Origin of the sequence: Streptomyces sp. SCL15-4 (genome assembly GCF_033366695.1) — a bacterium.
Taxonomy (GTDB): Bacteria; Actinomycetota; Actinomycetes; order Streptomycetales; family Streptomycetaceae; genus Streptomyces.
Genome location: NZ_JAOBTQ010000001.1, coordinates 215,847 through 236,573 on the forward strand (window position 1 = coordinate 215,847; position 20,727 = coordinate 236,573).

Annotated in this window: 14 protein-coding genes and 1 pseudogene; 7 read left to right on the forward strand and 8 right to left on the reverse strand. The window is 72.2% G+C overall.

The window, feature by feature from the left end; genetic code table 11:
- Positions 1 to 46: 46 nt before the first annotated feature.
- Genes SCK26_RS01005 through SCK26_RS01020 form a run of 4 tightly spaced genes read left to right on the forward strand, consistent with a single transcriptional unit; the run spans position 47 to position 7,795 of the window.
- Positions 47 to 1,819, forward strand: coding sequence for an acyl-CoA dehydrogenase family protein (locus SCK26_RS01005; RefSeq protein ID WP_318199294.1), 1,773 nt, complete (start codon positions 47 to 49; stop codon positions 1,817 to 1,819).
- 56 nt (positions 1,820 to 1,875) lie between these two features.
- Positions 1,876 to 5,202, forward strand: coding sequence for an amino acid adenylation domain-containing protein (locus SCK26_RS01010; protein WP_318199295.1), 3,327 nt, complete (start codon positions 1,876 to 1,878; stop codon positions 5,200 to 5,202).
- Entirely contained in the window at positions 5,202 to 6,506 is a 1,305-nt protein-coding gene (locus tag SCK26_RS01015; RefSeq protein ID WP_318199296.1) for an MFS transporter, read from the forward strand. Before SCK26_RS01010 ends, SCK26_RS01015 begins: the two co-directional genes overlap by 1 nt.
- 20 nt (positions 6,507 to 6,526) lie before the next feature.
- Positions 6,527 to 7,795 carry a cytochrome P450 gene (locus tag SCK26_RS01020; protein ID WP_318199297.1) on the forward strand — a complete coding sequence of 423 codons (1,269 nt, stop codon included), beginning with the start codon at positions 6,527 to 6,529 and terminating at the stop codon, positions 7,793 to 7,795.
- A gap of 167 nt (positions 7,796 to 7,962) precedes the next feature.
- On the opposite strand, the pseudogene SCK26_RS37900 reads toward SCK26_RS01020, so the two are convergent.
- The 5 genes and pseudogenes from SCK26_RS37900 to SCK26_RS01045 form a co-directional block, all read right to left on the reverse strand.
- Positions 7,963 to 8,067 (reverse strand): annotated as a pseudogene (locus SCK26_RS37900) (IS5/IS1182 family transposase); the annotation flags it as partial.
- 299 nt (positions 8,068 to 8,366) lie between these two features.
- On the reverse strand, positions 8,367 to 8,654 hold the full coding sequence (locus tag SCK26_RS01030; RefSeq protein ID WP_318199298.1) for a hypothetical protein: 288 nt from the start codon (positions 8,652 to 8,654) through the stop codon (positions 8,367 to 8,369).
- A gap of 16 nt (positions 8,655 to 8,670) precedes the next feature.
- A complete protein-coding gene (locus SCK26_RS01035; protein WP_318199299.1) occupies positions 8,671 to 8,826 on the reverse strand; it encodes a hypothetical protein in 156 nt (51 codons plus the stop codon).
- An 839-nt stretch (positions 8,827 to 9,665) separates the two neighbouring features.
- Complete coding sequence (locus tag SCK26_RS01040; protein ID WP_318199300.1) at positions 9,666 to 10,910, reverse strand: cytochrome P450; 1,245 nt, start codon at positions 10,908 to 10,910, stop codon at positions 9,666 to 9,668.
- 351 nt (positions 10,911 to 11,261) lie between these two features.
- Complete coding sequence (locus SCK26_RS01045; RefSeq protein WP_318199301.1) at positions 11,262 to 11,621, reverse strand: helix-turn-helix domain-containing protein; 360 nt, start codon at positions 11,619 to 11,621, stop codon at positions 11,262 to 11,264.
- Between SCK26_RS01045 and SCK26_RS01050 the strand changes: the two genes are divergently transcribed.
- On the forward strand, positions 11,620 to 12,405 hold the full coding sequence (locus tag SCK26_RS01050; protein WP_318199302.1) for an SDR family NAD(P)-dependent oxidoreductase: 786 nt from the start codon (positions 11,620 to 11,622) through the stop codon (positions 12,403 to 12,405). The genes SCK26_RS01045 and SCK26_RS01050 overlap by 2 nt on opposite strands.
- Before the next feature lie 168 nt (positions 12,406 to 12,573).
- Here the strand turns inward: SCK26_RS01050 and SCK26_RS01055 are convergent, their stop codons facing one another.
- Positions 12,574 to 12,921, reverse strand: coding sequence for a DUF202 domain-containing protein (locus SCK26_RS01055; protein ID WP_318199303.1), 348 nt, complete (start codon positions 12,919 to 12,921; stop codon positions 12,574 to 12,576).
- Positions 12,922 to 13,021: 100 nt separating this feature from the next.
- Positions 13,022 to 14,329 carry a DUF1254 domain-containing protein gene (locus SCK26_RS01060; protein ID WP_318199304.1) on the reverse strand — a complete coding sequence of 436 codons (1,308 nt, stop codon included), beginning with the start codon at positions 14,327 to 14,329 and terminating at the stop codon, positions 13,022 to 13,024.
- Between the two features lie 490 nt (positions 14,330 to 14,819).
- Between SCK26_RS01060 and SCK26_RS01065 the strand changes: the two genes are divergently transcribed.
- Complete coding sequence (locus SCK26_RS01065; RefSeq protein WP_318199305.1) at positions 14,820 to 17,063, forward strand: glycoside hydrolase family 9 protein; 2,244 nt, start codon at positions 14,820 to 14,822, stop codon at positions 17,061 to 17,063.
- A gap of 276 nt (positions 17,064 to 17,339) precedes the next feature.
- Here the strand turns inward: SCK26_RS01065 and SCK26_RS01070 are convergent, their stop codons facing one another.
- Positions 17,340 to 17,753: a transglycosylase SLT domain-containing protein gene (locus SCK26_RS01070; protein ID WP_318199306.1), complete on the reverse strand. Its 414-nt coding sequence runs from the start codon at positions 17,751 to 17,753 to the stop codon at positions 17,340 to 17,342.
- A 647-nt stretch (positions 17,754 to 18,400) separates the two neighbouring features.
- On the opposite strand from SCK26_RS01070, the gene SCK26_RS01075 reads away from it, so the two are divergent.
- Complete coding sequence (locus SCK26_RS01075) at positions 18,401 to 20,719, forward strand: hypothetical protein (RefSeq protein ID WP_318199307.1); 2,319 nt, start codon at positions 18,401 to 18,403, stop codon at positions 20,717 to 20,719.
- Positions 20,720 to 20,727: the final 8 nt, after the last annotated feature.

The following is a 20,727-nucleotide window of genomic DNA, read 5'->3' on the forward strand; positions in this document are numbered from 1 at the left end:
CCCGCAGTCCCCGTCTCCTACACCCCCCACCCCGATTGGCTTGCCCATGGTGCGACACCGTCCTGCCCAGCCGCGCAACTTCTCGTCCGACCCCGACCGCCCCAGCTTCCTGGAGGAGCTGTACCAGGGCCGCTTCCGCTGGGACCTGATCCACCCCTTCGCCGAGCAGGATGCGGCCGACCGCGCGGCCGGCGACCGGGCCGTCGCCGGACTGGGGGCCTTCCTGCGCGAGCACGTCGACCCCGCCGCGGTGGAGGCATCGGGACGGCTCCCCGAGAGCCTGTACCCGCTGCTGCGGTCCCGGGGCTACCTGAGCCTTCAGCTCGACCCGTCGCTCGGCGGCCTGGGCCTGTCGCACTTCAACGTGTTCCGGGTCGTGCAGGCCGCCGCGAGCCACTGCTTCCCGGTCGCCCTGGTGATGGGCATCGAGAACTCGGTCGGCACACCCGCCTTCTGGCCGGTGGTGCCGGACGGGCCGCTGAAAGACCTGCTGCACCGGCACCAGAAGCTCGGCGGCCTGTCCGGTACCGCCGACACCGAACCCGGCGGCGCCGCCAACCAGCACCGGGCCACCACCGCCGTCCCGGTCGACGGCGGGGCGGCGTATGTGCTCGACGGCCACAAGATATTCGTCGGGCACGCGCCTGTCGGCACGCTGTTCAGTGTGACCGCGACCGTCCGGGAGAACGGCACCGCCACCAACCAGGTCTTCTTCGTGGAGGCCGACACCCCGGGGTTCTCGCGTGGGCAGTGGCACGAGTTCTCCGGCATCCACGGCTTCCCCAACGGCTCGATCACCTTGGACAACGTCCGGGTGCCCGCCTCGCACCGGCTGCTGGAGGAGGGGAACGGGCAGGCCCGCCTGACCCCCGCCGTCTCACGGCTCGTCACCCGGGGACGGCTGCACATGATCGTGGCGCCGTCACTGGCCGTGGCGAAGCTGTGCTGCCGGTGGTCACGGCAGTTCGTCAACCGCCGGGTGGTGGACGGGCGCCCGCTCGGGGAGTACGAGGAGATCCAGCGCAGGCTCGCCGACTCGCTCGCGGAGACCTTCGCCGTGGAGAGCGTCGCCCGCGCCGCCCTGCTCAACGAGGACCAGGACCTGGGCCGCAACACGGCCTTCGAACAGAACATCGCGAAGAACATCGCCTCCGTCCTCGCCGACCGCGTGGCCGACCGGACCCTCTCCCTCATGGCGGCCGAGGGTTACGAGACCGCGGCGAGCAAGAAGCGCCGCGGTGCACCGGCGGTTCCGGTGGAACAGGCTGTCCGCGACGTACGCAACATGCGGATCTCCGGCGGCGTGGACTTCTTGATCGACTACTGGCTCGCGGGCCGCAACATCCTGTCGTACTACTACCCGGAGCCCGACGAACCCGAGGCCCCGGACGCCCCGGACGCGAGCCTCCTGGACGCCGACCTGACCGACCGCAACCGCGCTCATCTCGCCGCGGTCGTCGAGGAGACCCGCCTCTTCGGGCTGACGTGCCGGGAGCTGGCCCGCCGCCATCCGGACCGGTCCCAGCTCGCCGCCCGGCAGCGCGCGCTGGTCCTGCTCTCCCAGATCTCCGGTGAACTCTTCACCATGGCGGTCGTCCTGGCTCGCGCCTCCGGCATGACACGGACCGCCGCGCCGGCGGCCGAGGACGGCCAGCGCCTGGCCGACCTGTACTGCGCGGCGGCCCGGCACCGCTTGGCCGGACACCTGCGGCAACTGCGGGATGCCACCTCCGACGACGGCAGCGCCGACTACGCCGGGCAGAGCACGAGCTGGCTCTCCGGCGCCGGGCCCCACCCGCTCTCCACGGACCTGGTCTGACGAGGGAGCGGCGTCATCCGCCGTGCTGACACGTACTCGACGAAGGAGCAGTTGCCATGACGGTCCCCGACCACACCACCCAGGGCCGCCCGTCCGGCGCCCCGGAGCCGGAGGAGGAGGTGGTGGTCCCGGCCTCGGCATTCCAGCAGCGGATCTGGCTCGCGGAACGGATGGACTCCGTCGCCGCGTACAACGTGCCGCTGGCCTGGCGGGTGACCGGCCCGCCGCTCGACGCCGACACCTTGCGGCGTGCCCTCGCGCTGCTGGTGGCACGGTTCGAGATCCTGCGCACCCGGTTCGAGGAACGCGAAGGCGCCCTGTGGCAGCGGATCGGCGGGCCCTGGATTCCCCGGGTGGACCGGGTCGACCTGCGCGCGGACACCGCCCCGCAGGACGCGCTGCACGCGTGGCTGGGCCGGGCCGCCGGCGAACCGTTCGACCCGGCGTCGGGCCGGCTGCTGACCGCCGCGCTGCTGGAGACGGGCGGACCCGAGGGGCAGGTGCTCTTCGTCTGCCTGCACCACCTGGTGTGGGACGGCGAGTCCGCCGGGATCTTCCTGCGGGAGCTGGCCGACTGCTACGCGGAGGCATCCGGCGACGGCCCGGCACCCGGCCACCATCCTCTCCCGGCGGTGGCCGGTATACGCGACGGCCGCGCACAGTACCGGGACTTCGTCGCCGCGCAGGACAGCGGCGGCACCGGGCGACGGGCCGCCGAGCTGGCGTACTGGACGGACCACCTCGCCGGGGCGCCCGCCTACCTGGATCTCTCGCCCTCCGGGCCGGACCCCGAGGGCAACGGCACCGTGACCGTTCCCTTGCCCGCGGGCCTGGCCGCCCGGCTGCGCCGCGTCCAGCGGGACCAGGTCTGCACCCTCTACCAGCTCGCGGCGACGGCGCTGGCCGCCGTACTGCACCGCTGGACCGGCCGGGACGACGTCGTCCTGGGCACCCCGCTCGCGCAGCGCGACGACCCGCGCTTCGCGGCGCTGATCGGGCCGTGTCTCAACACCGTGGTGCTGCGCTCGCGCCCCGCCGCCGACGCGACGCTGCGGGACCTGCTCGTCAGCCTGCGCGACGAAGTCCTCGACGCCTACCAGCACAGCGGCATCCCCTTCGAGAAGGTGGTGGAGCGGCTGAACCCGCCGCGCCGGCCCGGTCACACCCCGTACGCCGACGTGACCCTGAGCCTGGAGACCGTCCCCGCCGAGCCGCCCGGGCTGGGCGGGGCCACGCTGGTCAGACTCCCGCTGTCCTCACAGGACGCCGATTACCGGGCCAAATTCGGACTGACCGTGGTGCTGACGCTCTCCGGTGACACCCTTGAGGCGGCCTTCTCCTACCGCGGCGACCACGCCCACCGGGCCGACATCGTCCAGTTGGCGACGCTGTTCGGGCGACTGCTGGCCCGGCTGCCGGAAACCCTCGACAGCCGCCTCGACACCCTCGACCTCGTGGCGGGCGACGCCGCGGAGCTGGCCCGTCTGGACGCCTGGGAGAACGGCGGCGAGGCCGGCCCGACGACCACCGTCCCGGAACTGCTCGGCCGCTGGGTCCGCGAGACGCCCGACGCACCGGCTGTGGACACCGCGCGAGGCGTCCTCACCTATGCCGGACTGCACCGGCGCGCACTGGCCCTCGCCGCGCGCCTGCGGCCGCTGTGCCCGGCCGACGACCCGGTGGTGGCCGTGCTGCTGCGCCGGGGCGAGGACCTTGTCGTCGCGATGCTCGCCGCCTGGTACGCGGGCGCCGCCTTCTGCCCTCTCGACCCGGACGTCCCGGCGGCCCGGGTGGGCGAGCTGCTCGACGACCTGGGCGCGTGCGCCGTGATCACCGACGGCCCCTCCGGCGCCGCGCACCCGGCCACGGCCGGCCTCCCGGTCCTGGACGTGCCGGATGCCGCGGCCGGCCGGCCGGAACAGGAGCCGGAGCCGACCGGGACGGACGCCGTCGGCCCGCACCTGGCCTCGGCGCAGGCGGCGGCGTACATCGTCTACACCTCCGGTACGACGGGCAGGCCGAAGGGCGTCGTCGTCCGCCACCGCAGCCTGGCCCAGCTCGCCTCGTGGGGACGGCAGTCGTTCGGCCTGGGCCCCGGAGACCGGACCGGGCACCTCCTGGGAGTCTCCTTCGACGCCACCCAGTGGGACGTGTGGTCCGCCCTCGCCTCCGGCGGCTGCGTCGTCCCCCACGAGGGAACACCGGCCGCCGACGACATCGCGGACTGGCTCACCCGGCGGCGCGTCTCCGTCGTCCTGCTCGCCACACCACTCGCGGAAGCGCTGTGGGCCTCCGGGGCGGCACTGCCGCGGCTGCGCCAGCTGATCGTCGGTGCCGCCGCCCTGACGAGGAAGCCGCCCGCCGGCACTCCGTACCGGATACGCAACGCCTACGGTCCCACCGAGTCGACCGTGATCGCGCTCACTCACGACCTCTCCGGCGGTGCCACCGGGCCGTTGAACACCATCGGACGGCCCATCGCCGGAACCCGGGCCGAGATCCTGGACCCGGCGGGGCGGCGCTGCGCCGTCGGAGTGCCCGGAGAGATCTTCCTGCGGGGCGCGGGCGTCGCGGCCGGCTACTGGCGGCGGCCGGAGTCGACGACGGAGCGCTTCCACGGTCCGGCCGGCCCGGGCTACCGCACCGGGGACCGAGGCCGGTGGCTGCCGGACGGTACGGTCGAGTACCTGGGCCGGATGGACCGGCAGCTGAAGGTCCGGGGGCACCGGATCGAACCGGGCGAGATCGAGGCGGCGCTGCTGCGGCACCCCGCGGTGTCCTCCGCCCTCGTGCACGGCGACCCGGCCCGCACGCCCCAGCTGGTCGCCTACCTCGTCGCCGCGTCACCGGCGGGACAGCGGCCCGACCGCGCCGAACTGCTGGACGACTTGCGGTCCCGGCTGCCCGCCCACTCGGTCCCCGAGGCGTACGTCTGGCTGGACCGGCTGCCCCTGAACGCCAGCGGGAAGGTCGACACCGCGCGGCTGCCGCAGCCGCGCCGCGAGGACCTGCCGGTGGCCGCCGAACGGACCGCCCCGCGTGACGACACGGAGCGTCGGATCACGGCCGCCTGGGCCGAAGTCCTGGGCCGCGACGAGATCGGCGTGCACGACAACTTCTTCGACCTGGGAGGCAACTCCCTCCTGCTCACCCGGCTGCACACCTCGCTCAGCGGGCGCGGGTTCGCCACCCTGACGCTGACCGCGCTCTACGAGCACACCACGGTCGCCGCTCTGGCACGGTTCCTCACGGCTTCCCAAACCCAGCCCGCCGCGCCCGCCGACGGGCTCCGCGACCGCGCGGCGCGGGCTCGCCGGGCGATGGCGAACCGGGGCTCGCGCGGCCGGGACGGCCGGGGCGGCGTCCGAGGGAGTGACGGCTGATGTCGCCACCGCGCACCAGCGCATCGCGCGGCGTGCTCCGCTCGGTGCTGGTCGCCGAAGTGCTCTCCATGAGCGGCTCGCAGCTGAGCGCCGTGGCCATGCCCTGGTTCGTCCTGGAGAGCACGGGTTCGGCGGCGGACATGGGCGTGGTGATGGCGGCCCAGATGATCGCCGTCGCCCTCTTCGGTGTCCTGGGGGCCGCGCTGAGCGGACGCCTCGGCCCTCGCCGGGTGCTGGTGGCATCCGACTACAGCCGTGCCCTGCTGGTGGCGCTGGTGCCGCTGCTGCATCAGGCCGGTCTGCTGCCACTGCCGCTGATCATGCTCCTGCTGTTCGCCATCGGCTCCTTCTTCGCTCCCTACACCGCGAGTCAGCAGGCGTTGCTGCCCTTCCTCGCCGGCGAGGACGAGAAACTGCTCAGCCAGGCCAACGCCAACCTCCAGGGCGCGACCCGCCTCGCCATCCTGATCGCCCCGCCCGTCTCCGGACTGCTCGTGAGCTGGCTCGGCGCGCCGTCCGTCCTGCTCCTGGACGCCGGCACCTATCTGGTCTCCGCGCTGATCCTCGGTTTCCGTGTCCCTCGCGGCCTCGCCCCGCCGGTCCCGACCGCCCGCCGGAACACCCGGGCCGCGGTGCATGTGCTGCGACGCGACCGGCTGCTGAGCTGCTGGACCATCGGACAGGTCCTGACCGAAACGGCGTGGCAGGCCCTGTTCGTCCTGTTGCCGGTCCTCGCCCGCGAGCAGTACGGCGGCACGGCCACCCTGGCCGGTCTGTTGCTCGGCGCCTTCGGCGGCGGAGCGCTCGGCGGCACCCTGCTCGTCGGACGGGCACTGCGACGCCTCTCCCCGACCCGGCTGTCGGTCCTCGGCAGGATCGGCCAGACCGCGGCCTTCTTCCTCCTGCTGCTGCCGCTGAACGCGCCCGGACTCGCCGCCGTCCTGTTCACCGCCGGGCTGCTCAACGGTCTGTCCAACGGACCGATCGCGGCCGTGCGCACCGCGCGCATCCCGGCCCCGCTGCGGTCGACGGCGCTCACCCTGATCGCCGCCCTCGGACTGACCGGCGGAAGCGTCGGTCTGGTCGCCAGCGGAGCGGCGGCGGAGAGCCTGTCGCCGCACACCGTGTTCGCCTGGCTCACCTTGTGTCAGGTCCTGGGCGCCGTGTGCTTCGTCCTCGGCGCCCGCCGGCCCCGTCGGGAGACGGCGGCGGAAGCGCCCCGTGAAACCGGCCCGCCGGTTCCCATACCGCCCCGCCCCGGCCATGACCCACGACCTCCGCACCCCGACTCCCCCGACGCATGACGAACGAACGAAGGATGCCGATGACCTCGCCCGCACAGCGCTGCTGCCCGCATCTGGCAGGCGTCCCCGACGCCGACCACACCCTCGGGCCCGACTTCGTCCAGGACCCCTTCCCCGCCCTCGACCGGCTGCGGACCGAAGGCCCGGTGCACCTGGTCACGCTGCCCAACGGCGCCGAACGCTGGCTCGTCACACGCCATGACGACGTGATCCAGGCCCTTGAGGACCTCAGGCTGAGCAACGAACTCGGCCGCGGTCTCCAGCAGAGCCTGCCGCCCGAGCCGCTGCCGCCGCGCGCCCAGGTCAGCCTGCGTACCACGCAGCTCCTCGGCCGCGCGATGGCCAACCTCGACCCGCCGGACCACGACCGCCTGCGCAAGCTCATCGTCCGGGGGTTCAGCGCGAGGCGCGTCGAGGGGCTGCGCGACCGCATCCAGCACAGCGCGGACGAACTGTTCGACGCGCTGGGAGACGCGCCCGAGTTCGACCTGGTCGAAACGGTGGCGAACCGGCTGCCCATCGCGGTGATCTGCGAGCTGCTGGGCGTGCCGGCCACCGACACCGGACTCTTCCGCACCGCCGCCTCCGTGGTCGGCGGCCATATCCCCGACGACGAGACCGCCCTGCGCGTCGTCGCGGCTCTCGACGAGTTCGACGCCTACGTACGCGAACTGATCGACGCCCGCCGCGTCACGCCGCAGGCCGACCTCATCAGCGCCCTCGTCACCGCCGAGGCGGACGGCGAACGCCTGACGGAGGACGAACTCGTCAGCATGGTCGGGATCGTCCTCTTCGGCGGCTACGAACCCTCCGCACAACTGATCGGCAACGCCCTGGTCGCGCTGTTGCAGCACCCTGACCAACTCGCCGCCGTACGAGCCGACTTCGGCCTCATCCCGGCCGTGATCGAGGAGACGATGCGGTACGACGGTCCGGTCACGCCGGGACTGAGCCGCTACGCCCTGGAAGACGTGGAGATCGGCGGCACGACCATCCCCAAGGGCTCCTACGTCATTGTCGGCACCGCCTCCGCCAACCGCGACCCCGAGCGCTGGCCGGACCCGGCGACGTTCGACATCGGACGGTCGTTCACGGCGCGTTCGCTGGGATTCGGCCACGGACTGCACTACTGCGTGGGAGCACGCCTCGCCTCCCTGGAGGTGGAGATCGTGATAGCCACCGCGCTGCGCCGCTACCCCCGCCTGCGCCTGGCCGTCCCGGCGGCGGAGCTGGAGCGCCGGCCGGGATCCGTGCGCGGCCTGCGCGCGATCCCGTTGCGGGTCGACTGAGCGAAGACGGTCCGCGGGGCCGAGGCGTCAGGCGGTGCGACCAGGACCGTCCGGGGCGAGTCGCCGGATCGGCACCAAGCGTTCCGGCGGTCTGAAGACCAGGTTGCGGTTGGTACAGCCGGACGATGCGAAGTAGGCCGTCACACCGCAAGCGGCAGTCGCGCAGGATCTTCCTCGCCTGCGCGGCGCCGGTGCGGCATCACCAGGCCGGTGTCCGGGTAGCCGCCGTCGGCGAGCGTCATGGCGTTGCCGACCGTGGCCTTCGCGGTTGAGCTCCGCTGGAACTCTGGTGCCGCCATCGCATTTTCGTAAGCAGCGCGGGCAACGAGTCCCATGCTCTGGAGTTTCTCCGCGGCGAGACTGACCGTCGAAGGATCGCAGCGAAGGCGAGCCGCCATCTCCCGCTTCGTCGGCGGGCTACCTGGCAGGCTGGGTGAACGCGGGCTTACTCCGGCGCGCCGGTAGGCCTCGTCGTGCGGCACGCCGACGTCCTCGCCCCGGGCCTGCCGCCCGCGATAGGCGGCCGGCTTCGGCGGAGCTGAGGCATCGGCTTTGATCCGCCGGACACTCCTCAGCGGAGCTTGCCGCGGCCACCCGCAGGGGAGGAACCCGCGCGGCGCCCCGTGCTCGCGCGGCGCCTCGCGCGCGGCCGACGGGGCTCGTCCTCCAGGCCGGCGGCGCGCCGGGCCAACTCGCCGAGCTTCGCCTCGGACAGCCCGGACCATTCGACGGCTTCCCGGGCGGCGGCCTGGCAGTCGGGGCGGGAGCAGTGCGCCGGCGACGGGGCGGGGCCGGACGACGGGTTCTCGGGTGGCAGGTAGGTGGCCGCGCATCCGATGCACACGTAGATCGGTCGCATAAGGTGGTCTCCTCTGCTAGCTGCTGCCGCTGCCGTGGCATGTCGAGCAGGGCCCGGTCCACGAGCGGACGACGGGCGTCTGGTTGCCGTGCGCGTCCGTCTCCACCGTGTGCTCGGTGTGTTCGGTGACTCCGCTCCCACCGCACGCACCGCAGTGCTGCTCTCCAGGCATGTACGCCAGCATGCCCGATCCGAAAGCCCGACGTGGGGCAGTTCACTCGTCCGGCTGATTAGGGATCTCGTCTGTCGTGGCTTGGGCGGTCTGCTTCCCCCCCCACCTTCAGCCCGGTGGCCGTCACCAGCAGCCTGGCGAGGTGCGAGGCCGACGGAGCGAATTCCGCCTACAGCTACTGGTACTGCTCCTACATACAGTTCCAGCCGGGGCGCCTGGGGGCTGTACGTGGACACCGACTCGTAAGCACACGGCACTGCCCGGGGCCCGGCTGTTCCCGGGCCCCTTGGGGTGGGCTTCCGCAGCCGCCCCTTCAGCTCCGCGGATCGGTACTCACCCACACGACGGAAACGGGTACACACATGCGTACGCGCATGTGGCTCAGCAGCCTCACACTGGGAGCCGCCCTGGTGACAGGGGGTACTGCCACCGCCGCGCAGGCGGCATCCACGCCCATCGACGCGAGAACGACCACCACGGCCGGTCACGCGATGCCCCAGCCCCTCTCAGTGATAGTAATCCCGGTAGGCCTTCCGGCGGCCCCCGCAGAACCAATGCGGGCAGTCCAGGGTGAGGCCGGGCTGCCGGTCTGTGGGGACGCAGTCGGCCCGGCCTTCGTGGACGGCCAGCGGGCAGCGGCCGTGTTCGCCGAGGCCCCAACCGGTCTCCGCCCGCACTTCCGACCTCGCACCCGAGGAGCTGCCACTGCTCCGCGCCGGCGCCCAGCGTGCGGTCCACGAGGTAGCGGTGGCCCTTCTGCCGGTCTGACATGTCGCGCCTTGCAGACCCTTCGCGTCGACGCGGCCGGCCCCTCTTCCCTCCCGCCGTCCCGGTATCGGTCATCCAACCGAAGTGCGGCGGTCGGACCGCTCCGGCCGGTCCGCTGGGCGTACGGGGAGCGCAAGCAGGCCGCGGGAGCGCATGGACGGTCGTCGGCGCAGGTCGTGCGGGGGGACGGCGAGCGAGAGGCCGGGGAAGCGGTCGAAGAGCGCGGTGAGTGCGATGCCCGTCTCCATCCGGGCGAGCGGGGCGCCGAGGCAGTAGTGGATGCCGTGTCCCAGGGCCAGGTGCCCGCTGGCGTCACGTCCGATGTCCAGCCGGTCGGGGTCGGTGAAGCGGCGCGGGTCGCGGTGCGCTGCGGCGAGCGACAGCAGGACCGTCTCACCGGCCGGGATGGTGACGCCACCGATGACGATGTCCTCGGTGGGGAAACGGCGGATCGCCAGGGGCACCGGACCGTCGTAGCGCGCCAGTTCACCGATCGCCCGGTCCAGCAGACCGGCATCGGCCCGCAGCGCAGCGAGCTGCTCCGGGTGGGCCAGCAGTGCCGCGACCGCGTTGCCGATCAGGTGCACCGTGTTCTCGTACCCCGCGACCAGGATGAGGAAGGCCAGTGACATCAGCTCGTCCTCGCTGAGGCGGTCTTCCTGGTCGCGTACGGCGATCAGAGCCGACAGCAGGTCGTCGGCCGGACGGGCGCGCTTGTCGGCGATCAGCCGGGTGAAGAAGGACAGCAGACGGCCGACCGCCTCCCTGGCCCGTTCCGGCCGCGTCGGGTCGGGCGCGAACAGGGCGTCGGTCCAGGCGCGGAAGTCGGAGCGTCGGGCCTCGGGCACGCCGAGCAGGTCGCAGATCACGATGATCGGCAGCGGAGCGGCGTAGGAGGGGATCAGGTCGACCTCGTCCTGTCCCGACAGGGAGTCGAGCAGCCGGTCCGCGGTGCGCCGGATCGGTACTCTGAGCGCTTCGACGTGCCGTGGAGTGAAAGCCTTGGCCACCATGCGCCGGATACGGGTGTGGTCCGGCGGGTCCATGTTGAGGAGGTTGGCGTCCAGCGCGGGCGGCAGGGCCATGCCCCGGTAGCCGCCCGGAGTCGCGTGGTGCTTGTCCAGGGACAGCCGGGGATCGGCGAGCGCCTGACGGACGTCGTCGTACCGTGTGACCAGCCACGCGGGAAGGCCGTCCGTGCCGGTGATCCGGTGGACCGGTCCCTCCTCCCGCAGCCGACCGTAGACGGCGTAGGGATCCTGGAACAGCTCACCGGGATCAATGGTCCGCTGCGACGGGGACGTTGGGTTGCTCATTGAGGCAGCTAAGCAGATCCGGTGACGCGCGCACCGAGCACCCCTCATGGCGGCTGTCCGACCGTGCGGGACAGGTCGCCGTCGCGGACGACGCAGCCGCCTGAGTACGGTCGGCCGCCGCATGGCCACCGGTGTGCGTTGGTGTCAGGTGTCGCGGGAAGCGACGCTGTCGGCCCGCGTCCGGCGCAGGTCCTGCCACGAGTCCGTCGGCAGGAAAGTCCGTTCCGTCGCCGAGGAGTTCGGGCGCCCAGGTGCGTCCGGGCAGCGGACGGGCCGGCGATCCTGCGGACGGTCTCGTCGAGAATGGTGGTCCTGGCCGCTCCGGTTTCGTGCCGGCGGCCGGCTCACGGGTCACGGATCCGCCCGGCGGGCCCGGGCCGCCTCGATGTCCGGGACGTGCTCTTCGGCCCAGAGCCGCACGGCACGCAGCGGGATGAGCAGAGAGCGGCCCAGTGGTGTCAGGGCGTACTCGACGCGGGGCGGGTTCTCGTCGTACTCGTGGCGGCTGACCAGACCGTCGGCTTCCAGGGAGCGCAGGGTCTCGGTCAGGACCTTCGGGGTGATGCCCCGGATATGGCCCTTCAAGTCGCTGAAGCGGCGCGGTCCTTCGTCCAGGGCGTTGACGATGAACACGGTCCAGCGGGCGCCGATACGGTGCAGCACCGTGCGGCTCGGGCAGGTCGCCGCCATCACGTTGTACGCCTTGCCCATGGCCGCTCCCAGTTCCGTTGAAGATACCGGTATCAAATCCATACCGTTGCGCCCGATCCTACGAGAAGGAGCCAGAGACATGGAACGGATCCTGGTCATCGGCGGTGCACGGGCGCTCGGCGCGGCCATCGCGAGGCGTGCGGCGAAGGACGGGTACGACGTTGTCGTCGGTGCCCGCGATCTGGCCGCGGCGGAGGGGCTGGCGAGCGAGATCGGCGCCACGGCGGTGCGGGTCGACCTGCAGGAGGAGTCGACGCTCGCGGCCGCGGCGCAACGGCTGAAGGACGGCATCGACCACATCGTGACGACCGGTTCGGCGCCGCACGACGTCCGCGCCACCGAGTTGGACCGCGACAAGCTGCTGGCCGCGTTCACGGCGAAGGTGATCGGCCCGATGCTGGTGGCCAGGCATTTCGCGCCGGTCCTGCGGCCGGCCGGATCGATGGTGCTGTTCTCCGGTGTCGTCGGCTGGCGCCCCGGGCCGGGATCACTCGTCAAGGGAGTCACCAACGGCGCGGTCGAGTACGCCGCGCGCCACCTGGCGGCGGATCTGGCGCCGGTACGCGTCAATGCCGTCTCGCCCGGTGTCGTGGACTCGGGCGCATGGGACCGCCTCGGTGACGGCAAGACCGCCTTGCTGGGCAAGAGCGCGGCCGGGACCCTCGTCGGACGCCACGGCGAGGCCGACGACGTCGTCGATACGGTGATGTGGCTCCTGCGCGCGGGGTTCGTCTCCGGCGAAACGATCCACGTCGAGGGCGGCGCCCGCCACAAGACCGCCTGACGCCCGGCCGTCGGGTACTTCCCGGCGCGCGAGCGCCCGCCGGGATCCGACGGGGAGCGGCAGACACTCGTCGGCCGGTGCCTCGCCGGTTCGGACAAGACCTCCGCGTGGCTCGACCTGATCGCCGAACTGCCCGGGGCGTCGTGGACGGGTGGCGCGGTCGGCCGGTCAGATCAGGATCAGCACGGCGATGATGGCCATCAACGTGATGACTGTGCTGGCGGTGATCAGGCCGAGCCGGGCCGGTGCGTAGAGCCCGAGGTCGAGCTGACGGCCCACCGAGCGGTAGCGCATCGTGCCGTATCCGCTGATGAGGAGTCCGGCGAGCAGCATGATCGCCCCGGCGGCGACGGCATGGATTCCGCGGTGCGGCGCGAACTTGGCCACTGCTACGCCCAGAGCGGCCATGCTGATGCCCGTGCGCAACCAGGCGAGGTAGGTCCGTTCGTTGGCCAGGTGGTCGCGGGCTCGACTGCCGGTGTTGGCGGTGGCCTGCTCGGGCGCGTCTTCGTTCATCTGCTCCTCCGCGGCGATGCTCTCGCACCGCGGCTGCCGCATTCGTGATGCGCGCCGGCCGGTCCGGGCTCCGGCTGGAGCGGTCGGCCGTGCGTCGGCGTCAGATTCTGCGTACAGCGGGTGGCACCCAGCGGCCGGCGAGGACCTCCGGGCGGGGCGCGTACAGGCGCAGTGTGACGCCCAGCGGGCCCGTAGGCGCGGGAAGCCAGTTGGCTTCGCGTTCGGTGCCGGGGCGGGCGTGGCTGATGAGGATGTCGAGGGAACCGTCGCCGTTGTAGCCCAGTTGATCGCGGTCGCCGAGCGCGAAGCGGTTCAGCTCGTTGGGTGCCTGGAAGCCGGCCGCGTCGTACATGGTGACCGACCAGAAGGCGGAGACCGGGGGCATGGCATCGGCGTCGAAGTGCAGCACGTAGTCGCGCTCGCCCACCAGCGGATCTCCGTCGGCATCGACGCCGAGAACCGGATAAACGGCGTCTTCAGGCTGATTGGCGCCCAGCCCGACCATGCTGACGACGGCGCGCTGGAGGTAGTCGTTGCCGTAGACCCCGATGTTCTCCGTGACGACCGACCAGCCGTTGACCTGCCGTCCCAACGAGGTGCGGGCGGCCGGCATCTGCTGTTGGGCCTCGTCGACGCCCGCCTGGATCTCTCCGAGTTGCTCCGCGGTGAAGCCGCCGTCCATGAAGGAGCGCCCGGGGACGAGACCGAGACCGGCGATGCGGGCCAGGACGGAGAAGTCCGTGGCGTGTGGGGGGTGCACGCGCAGCAGCTCGGCGCCGCGGCGGAAGAACTCGACGGCGCTGAGCCCGTTGACGAAGGAGAGCGGCTCCTTGGTCGCGGGTTCGGTGTGCCGCTCCGGCTCACCGGGTGCCGGCGTGCGCGGGGTGACCGTGTAGCCGTCCTGGATCGCGTTGACGAACCCGTAGTCGTCGGCGCCGTTGGTCTGCGTCCGGCCGATGACCCATACGTACGGCGTCGGCGCCTGGATGACCGTGGCGTCCTGGGGATCCGCGACCTGGCCATCAGGCGCCACAAGGGTGTAGCGCTGCGGGCCGGTACCCGTCGTGCGCTTGCCCGGCGCGGCGAACACGTCCGTCCACATGTCGAGCATGGGCAGCAGGAAGTACCTGTCCTCGGTGTCCTGTACGGACACGTCGACCGGTCCGTGGGTCAGGTCCAGCCAGGCGGCGGAATAGAGGGTGTCGAAGTTCGGGCGCACCACGAGACGGAAGTCCGCGGACGGGAACGCACGGATATGGTGGAACTGGTTGGGCGGCCCGAGCCCGGGTTCGAGACCCGCCGGCACGCTCACACATTGTTGGCGCGTGACGTCCATCGTCACCAGCGGATACAAGTAGACGTAGGCCTCACGGCCCAGAGTCCGCAGGTCATCGGCCGGCTTCGTCATGACGCTGCTCCTGCCCTCTGCAGTCGGGGCGCGGAAGAAGATGCCTTCCCTCCCCAGGCTGACACGGTCCTCAGTCGTCGGCGACACGGCGCGGCCTGCGACGAGCCGGGTCTCGCGACCTGGCCTGGAGGACCCTCGGCGGGATCAACGGCTCCGCGATCTCCCGCAGTCCGTGCCGCATGCCGTGCTGTCTTCCTCGCGGTGCGCGGCTCGCGGGTCCGCCTGCGCCTTGCCGGCAGTCACCCGGGCGAGGTCCGGGCGGCCGGCCGCGTCGGCGAGCCGGAGGTCCCGGCAGCCCGGGGCCTCCGCGGCCGAAGCCCTTCGAATCGAGCGGGCGTACGGTCCGGGCGGGAAGCAGTCCCGTCCGGACCGTTGACGGAGCGTCATGACTGCAACAACCATGTCCTCCATCGCGCTTGGGAGCGCTCCCATTCCATTATGGGAGCGCTCTCTCGCCGAGCGTCACCCGCACTCCCCGAGGAGCACAGACGTGAAACGACGCAGAACCGCCCTGCTGCCCCTGACCGCGCTGCTGGCCGCGGCGTTCACCGCCCTGCCCGCCCAGCAGGCCGGCGCCGACGAGGTCGAGCAGGTGAGGAACGGCACCTTCGACGCCGGCACCGAGGCGTGGTGGACCAGCGGCAACGTCGCCGCCGGCCTCGACGGCGGACGGCTGTGCGCCGACGTACCCGGCGGCACCGCCAACCGCTGGGACGCCGCCGTCGGCCAGAACGACATCACTCTGGCCAAGGGCGAGACGTACCGCTTCTCCTTCGCCGCCTCCGGCGTCCCCGAAGGGCACGTCGTGCGGGCGCTGGTGGGACTGCAGACGGCGCCGTACGACACCTGGTACGAGGCGAGTCCGCAGCTCAGCCCGGACGGCAGCACCTACAGCTACACCTTCACCTCCCCGGTCGACAGCGCCCAGGCCCAGGTCGCCTTCCAGGCCGGCGGGTCGGCCGAGCCCTGGCGCTTCTGCGTGGACGACGTGTCGCTGCTCGGCGGGGTGGCCCCGCAACCGTACGAGCCCGACACCGGGCCGCGGGTCCGCGTCAACCAGGTCGCCTACCTGCCCGCCGGGCCGAAGAACGCCACCCTCGTCACCGATGCCACGACCCGGCTGCCGTGGCAGCTGAAGGACGCCCGCGGCACCACGGTCGCCCGCGGCTGGACCGTGCCCCGCGGCACCGACGTCTCCTCCGGGCAGAACGTGCACTCCGTCGACTTCGGCGCCTACCGGAGAAACGGCACCGGTTTCACCCTGGTCGCCGACGGCGAGACGAGCCGCCCCTTCGACATCGGCACGGCCGCCTACGAGCGGCTGCGGCTGGACGCGGTGAAGTACTACTACACCCAGCGCAGCGGCATCCCGATCCGCGACGACCTGCGCCCCGGCTACGGCCGCGCGGCCGGCCACGTCGACGTCGCCCCCAACCAGGGCGACGGGAACGTGCCCTGCCAGCCCGGCGTGTGCGACTACCGACTCGACGTCACGGGCGGCTGGTACGACGCCGGCGACCACGGCAAGTACGTCGTCAACGGCGGCATCACCACCTGGGAGCTGCTGAGCACCTACGAGCGCGAGACGCTGGCCCGCACCGGACAGGCGGAGAAGCTGCGCGACGGCACCCTCGCCCTGCCCGAGAGCGGCAACAAGGTGCCCGACATCCTCGACGAGGCCCGCTGGGAGCTGGAGTTCCTGCTGAAGATGCAGGTGCCCGCCGGGCAGCCGCTGGCCGGCATGGCCCACCACAAGGTCCACGACGAGCAGTGGACCGGCCTGCCGCTGCTGCCGAGCGCCGACCCGCAGAAGCGCGAACTGCACCCGCCGACCACCGCCGCGACCCTCAACCTGGCCGCGACCGCCGCCCAGGCCGCCCGCCTCTACCGGGCCCACGACCCGGCCTTCGCCGCGCGGACCCTCGCCGCCGCCCGCACCGCCTGGACCGCGGCCCTCGCCCACCCGGACGTGTACGCCGACCCGAACGACGCCACCGGCGGCGGCGCCTACAACGACAACGACGTGCGGGACGAGTTCTACTGGGCCGCGGCCGAGCTGTACCTCACCACGGGAGAGAAGCAGTACGAGACGTACGTCCTCACCTCGCCCGTCCACACCGCCGACATCTTCGGCCCCGCCGGCTTCGACTGGGCCCGGACGGCCGTCCCGGCCCGCCTCGACCTCGCCACCGTGCCGAGCCGGCTGCCCGGCCGCGACAAGGTGCGCCAGTCCGTCGTCCGGGGCGCCGACCGCTACCTGGCCACGCTGAAGGCACAGCCGTACGGCATGCCCTACGCGCCGGAGAACAACCTCTACGACTGGGGCTCCAACCACCAGGTCCTCAACAACGCCGTCGTCCTCGCCACCGCCTACGACATCACCGGCGGCGCCAAGTACCGCGACGGGGCCGTGCAGAGCATGGACTACGTCCTCGGCCGCAACGCCCTGAACATGTCCTACGTCACCGGCTACGGGGAGGTCAGCTCCCACAACCAGCACAGCCGCTGGTACGCCCACCAGCTGGACCCGGCTCTGCCGAACCCGCCGGCCGGGACGCTGGCCGGCGGTCCCAACTCGAGCATCCAGGACCCGTACGCGCAGTCCAAACTGACCGGTTGCACCGGCCAGTTCTGCTACATCGACGACATCCAGTCCTGGTCGACCAACGAGACCGCGATCAACTGGAACGCGGCCCTGGCCCGCATGGCGTCCTTCGTGGCGGACCAGGGATAACGGTCCCCCGGTCCCGTGCCCGTGGAGCGCGAGCCCGTCATGGCTCGCGCTCATGGTCATACCGATGCGGTGATCACCGACGGCGTCACCTGTGGATGGCGGACGACCGCCGCATCGTGGCCCGCATCGTCGGCGACCGCCGTACACACCCGCTCCCCGGCGCTGGACGTCGTACCCGTCGGCGCACAAAGGCTCGGTGTCCGGCAGCATGCGCACATATATGCGGGTGCCCCCGCCGGGTGGGCGCGGGTGCGGAAGTGTGGTGGTGCTGTCGGCTTAGTACCAGCCGTTGGCCTGCCAGAAGTTCCAGGCCTTGACGGGGCTGCCGTAGCGGGAGTTCATGTAGTCCAGGCCCCACTTGATCTGGGTGGCGGGGTTGGTCTTCCAGTCGGTGCCGGCGGAGGCCATCTTGGAGGCCGGCAGGGCCTGGACGAGGCCGTAGGCGCCGGAGGAGCTGTTGGTGGCGCTGGGGTTCCAGCCGCTTTCGTGCGAGACGATCTTGCTGAAGGCGTTGAACTGGGCGGCGTCCGGGATCATCTTGTGCGCGATCGCCTGGGCGGAGGAGGCCTGGGCCGGGGCGGCGTGTGCCGGGGCGGCGGTGAGTGCCATGCCGGCGGTGGCGGCGGCCACGGCGGCGGTGGTGAGGGCCTTCTTCGGGGAGGCGATGCGGCGGATGAAGGAGACGGACACGGATTACCTCTTGCGTCGGGGACGGGGGTGTCGCTCGTATGGGGTGGGCCGGGGTGGGTGGCTCGCATACGTCGGCGCCGCGGCCCGCTGCGGGGCTCGTGGCGCCTGGCGACGTCGTCCAGATAAGCAGGCCCGGCAGATGCCCGCAATGACCCTCTTTACTAGTGGTGGCCGGATCGGTGAGGAATGCCGGGGATGTGGTGTGCGTCTCAATGTGCAGGTCGGAGGGGGTGCGGGGCGGGGTGAATCGGGCAAAAGGTACTACGGTGCGGGGTCGTAGGTGACGTGCGTCATGTGGGGTCCTTCACCGGCCCGCTCGCGCCGTGCGCCCGGATTCTCGCGCTGGGTCACCGTTCCGGACCCTCGAATGTGACCGCGGTCTCGAAGGCGGCCCGGCCCGATGCGCCGGCTCGGCCGCCAGGGTCCGGCTCCGCCCGAGTCGCCGGCGGCAGGCCCGCGACAGCACCGCACCCGGTCGGCCGGAGGTGACCGAGGCGTACGACCGGATGAGGCCGGTACCCCTCTCCCCCACTCCCGCCCCTCCCGTTTCCCCGTCCGATAGGACTTTGCCGTTCCTGGTTACGGCGACGAGGCCATGCCATAGAGTGCGGCCACCGATCCACGGCAACGGGGAGGGGGCACCCCAGATGTCGATCGCCCGGCGGCTCGCGCCCGGCCAGGCGGCCGGCCCGCACCGACGCCTCGCAGTGCTGATCCTCGTCATCGTCGTCGCCGGCGGCTCCTGGGCGCAGCGGCCGCTCCTGGACTTCTACACACGGCATTTCTACATCGAACGATCCGAGAACGCCCTGCTGCGCTGGGTGACGCAGGCCGCCTTCTCCCCGGGCTGGGACGTGTCCGCCGACCGGTACGCCGGCACGGGTGCGCTGATCGCGAACGACCTTAGTGTCCTGGTGCTGCTCGCGGCCCTCGTGCTCCTCACCTCGTGGCTGTCGGCCCGCGGCGGACCCGGATGGGCCGGCTGTCTCACGGTGGGCGTGCTGACCGCGCTGCTCGCGAACCTCGCCGGGCTGGGCCTGCTCGTGGCCCTCGTCGACGACGCGCCGCTGGCGCCGGCCGACACGCTCGCGGTGAACCTGGGACGCGGCTCCCTGATCTTCGGCCTCGCGCTCGGCGTGCTGCTGGCGCTCCTGTTCGCCGGGCCGCCACGCGGTCCCGCTCCGAGGCGCACCGGCAGCCGGCCGGGGCGACCGCACCACGCCGAAGGGAGACCATCCGTGACGACCGCACCGCTCAACATGCCGGTCGGCCGCGAACCGGGAGACGTCACCCGGTACCTGTGCGCAGCGGCCTACGTGAATGAACGCTTCGCCGACCGGGTGGTGGACGACGTACTGGCGGACGAGGCCGGCGCCGTGGCCCCCTCCCCCGGCGTCGACCTGGAGGCGGTGGCACGGCACTGCCTGGCGGCGCGGGACCTCCGGCACGCGCGCGACCTGCGCCTGACGGCGGCCTTCGCGGTCGTCGCCCTGCTCGCGCCCGTGTGGCTCGTCGGCGTCAGGGTGATGCTGTCGGCCGTCCGGCAGACCGGCGGCCGGCCGAGCCTGGCGACCCGCGGCCGGCACCAGCCCGACGGCGGGACACTGCTGCGCCTGGGCGTCACAGCCGGCGTGGTCGCCCTCCTCGCTCTCACCTGCGGTATCGCCTTCTCCTCACTGCCGGTCGACGGCTTCCCGGCCTGGCTGCTGGGCACCTACCTGGCCGGCGTACCGGCCGTACTCGCCTCGCTCGGCGCCGCGGCGTTCGCCTACGCCACGGTCGTCCGGCACGACCTCGACGTCGACCTGCTGCTGCGCACCACCCTGACCCGCGAGACCTTCACCAGGCAGCCCGCCGACACGGCGGACCGACCGCAGTGGGTCACCGACCGGATGGAGACCGTCAAGGACGCACGGGACGGCAACGTCACCGTGTACAGCGGATACGCCCCCTACGTCGGCTACACGGCGACCAGCTCGCAGTGGTCCCTCGCGGTACCGCTGCTGCCCGCCGAGAACGCCGTCGGCCTCCGGGCTCACCCCGCCGGGCCACGGCCGTTCACGACCGTCGACATCGTCGGCCACCTCCGCGAACGGCTCCGGTCGGTCGCGGCGCCGGGAACCGACGGCGCGGCGCGCACGGCGGAAGAGGAAGCCCTCGCCTCCCTCACGGTCGAGGACCGCGTCTTCGTGAACGGCACCACGATCGGCACCGACGATCGGTTCACCAGCACCACGACGCTGGCCCCGGTCGCCCAGCTGCCCGCGGAGACGGTCGAGAAGATCATGCTCCGGCCGACCGGCACGGTCCGCCACTGTCTCGCGGTCCACGTACCCATGTGGGGCGGTGACGTGGTACCGAGCACCTTCCTGCACCTCGCGACCGTGGGCAGCACGCTCCACCTCCACATCGACCATCACGTCCTCGGCCCCGTGCGCGCCGCCTACCACATCGTGGACCGCCTCGACGGCTCCCTCTCGGCCGCCGGCAAACGCGGCCTGCTGGCGAACGCCGTCCACCACACCGGCCCGGCCCTGGTCTCCGCACCCTTCCGCGCGCTGCGCCACGCCCGCTTCGACGCCCGCCGCCTCCGGCGGATGGGCGATGAACTGACCGCCATCGAGCAGGACCCGCTCTACGACTACGGTGCCCGGGTCAGCGTCCGGGAACTGGCGCTCAGTCCCGACTACCACAACTACTTCCAGGTCCTGGACGCCCAGCGGATCACCTCGCTGGTCGAGCGGCACACCTTCGCCGCCGTCCGCGAGTTCCTCGACTCCCACGGCTACGACACCACCGACTTCCGCGCGCAGCAGCAGACCATCCTCAACCAGGGCCTCATCCAGCAGGGCGGTACGAGCATCATCGGCAACCAGGCCATCGGCGCGGGCGCGACCGCCACCCAGAACTTCCCCAAGCAAGCCGGCGCCACCGCCCCCGGCTCCGCCGGCGTACCCGGCCAGTAGGAGGTCCC

Excerpts from the sequence above, each read along its gene's own strand:
- SCK26_RS01005 (WP_318199294.1), top strand. The coding sequence starts at position 47 with ATGGTGCGACACCGTCCTGCCCAGCCGCGCAACTTCTCGTCCGACCCC.
- SCK26_RS01020 (WP_318199297.1), top strand. The coding sequence starts at position 6,527 with ATGACCTCGCCCGCACAGCGCTGCTGCCCGCATCTGGCAGGCGTCCCC.
- SCK26_RS01040 (WP_318199300.1), bottom strand. The coding sequence starts at position 10,910 with ATGAGCAACCCAACGTCCCCGTCGCAGCGGACCATTGATCCCGGTGAG.
- SCK26_RS01035 (WP_318199299.1), bottom strand. The coding sequence starts at position 8,826 with ATGCCTGGAGAGCAGCACTGCGGTGCGTGCGGTGGGAGCGGAGTCACC.
- SCK26_RS01075 (WP_318199307.1), top strand. The coding sequence starts at position 18,401 with ATGTCGATCGCCCGGCGGCTCGCGCCCGGCCAGGCGGCCGGCCCGCAC.
- SCK26_RS01030 (WP_318199298.1), bottom strand. The coding sequence starts at position 8,654 with ATGCGACCGATCTACGTGTGCATCGGATGCGCGGCCACCTACCTGCCA.
- SCK26_RS01060 (WP_318199304.1), bottom strand. The coding sequence starts at position 14,329 with ATGACGAAGCCGGCCGATGACCTGCGGACTCTGGGCCGTGAGGCCTAC.
- SCK26_RS01050 (WP_318199302.1), top strand. The coding sequence starts at position 11,620 with ATGGCCGCTCCCAGTTCCGTTGAAGATACCGGTATCAAATCCATACCG.
- SCK26_RS01055 (WP_318199303.1), bottom strand. The coding sequence starts at position 12,921 with ATGAACGAAGACGCGCCCGAGCAGGCCACCGCCAACACCGGCAGTCGA.
- SCK26_RS01010 (WP_318199295.1), top strand. The coding sequence starts at position 1,876 with ATGACGGTCCCCGACCACACCACCCAGGGCCGCCCGTCCGGCGCCCCG.
- SCK26_RS01045 (WP_318199301.1), bottom strand. The coding sequence starts at position 11,621 with ATGGGCAAGGCGTACAACGTGATGGCGGCGACCTGCCCGAGCCGCACG.
- SCK26_RS01015 (WP_318199296.1), top strand. The coding sequence starts at position 5,202 with ATGTCGCCACCGCGCACCAGCGCATCGCGCGGCGTGCTCCGCTCGGTG.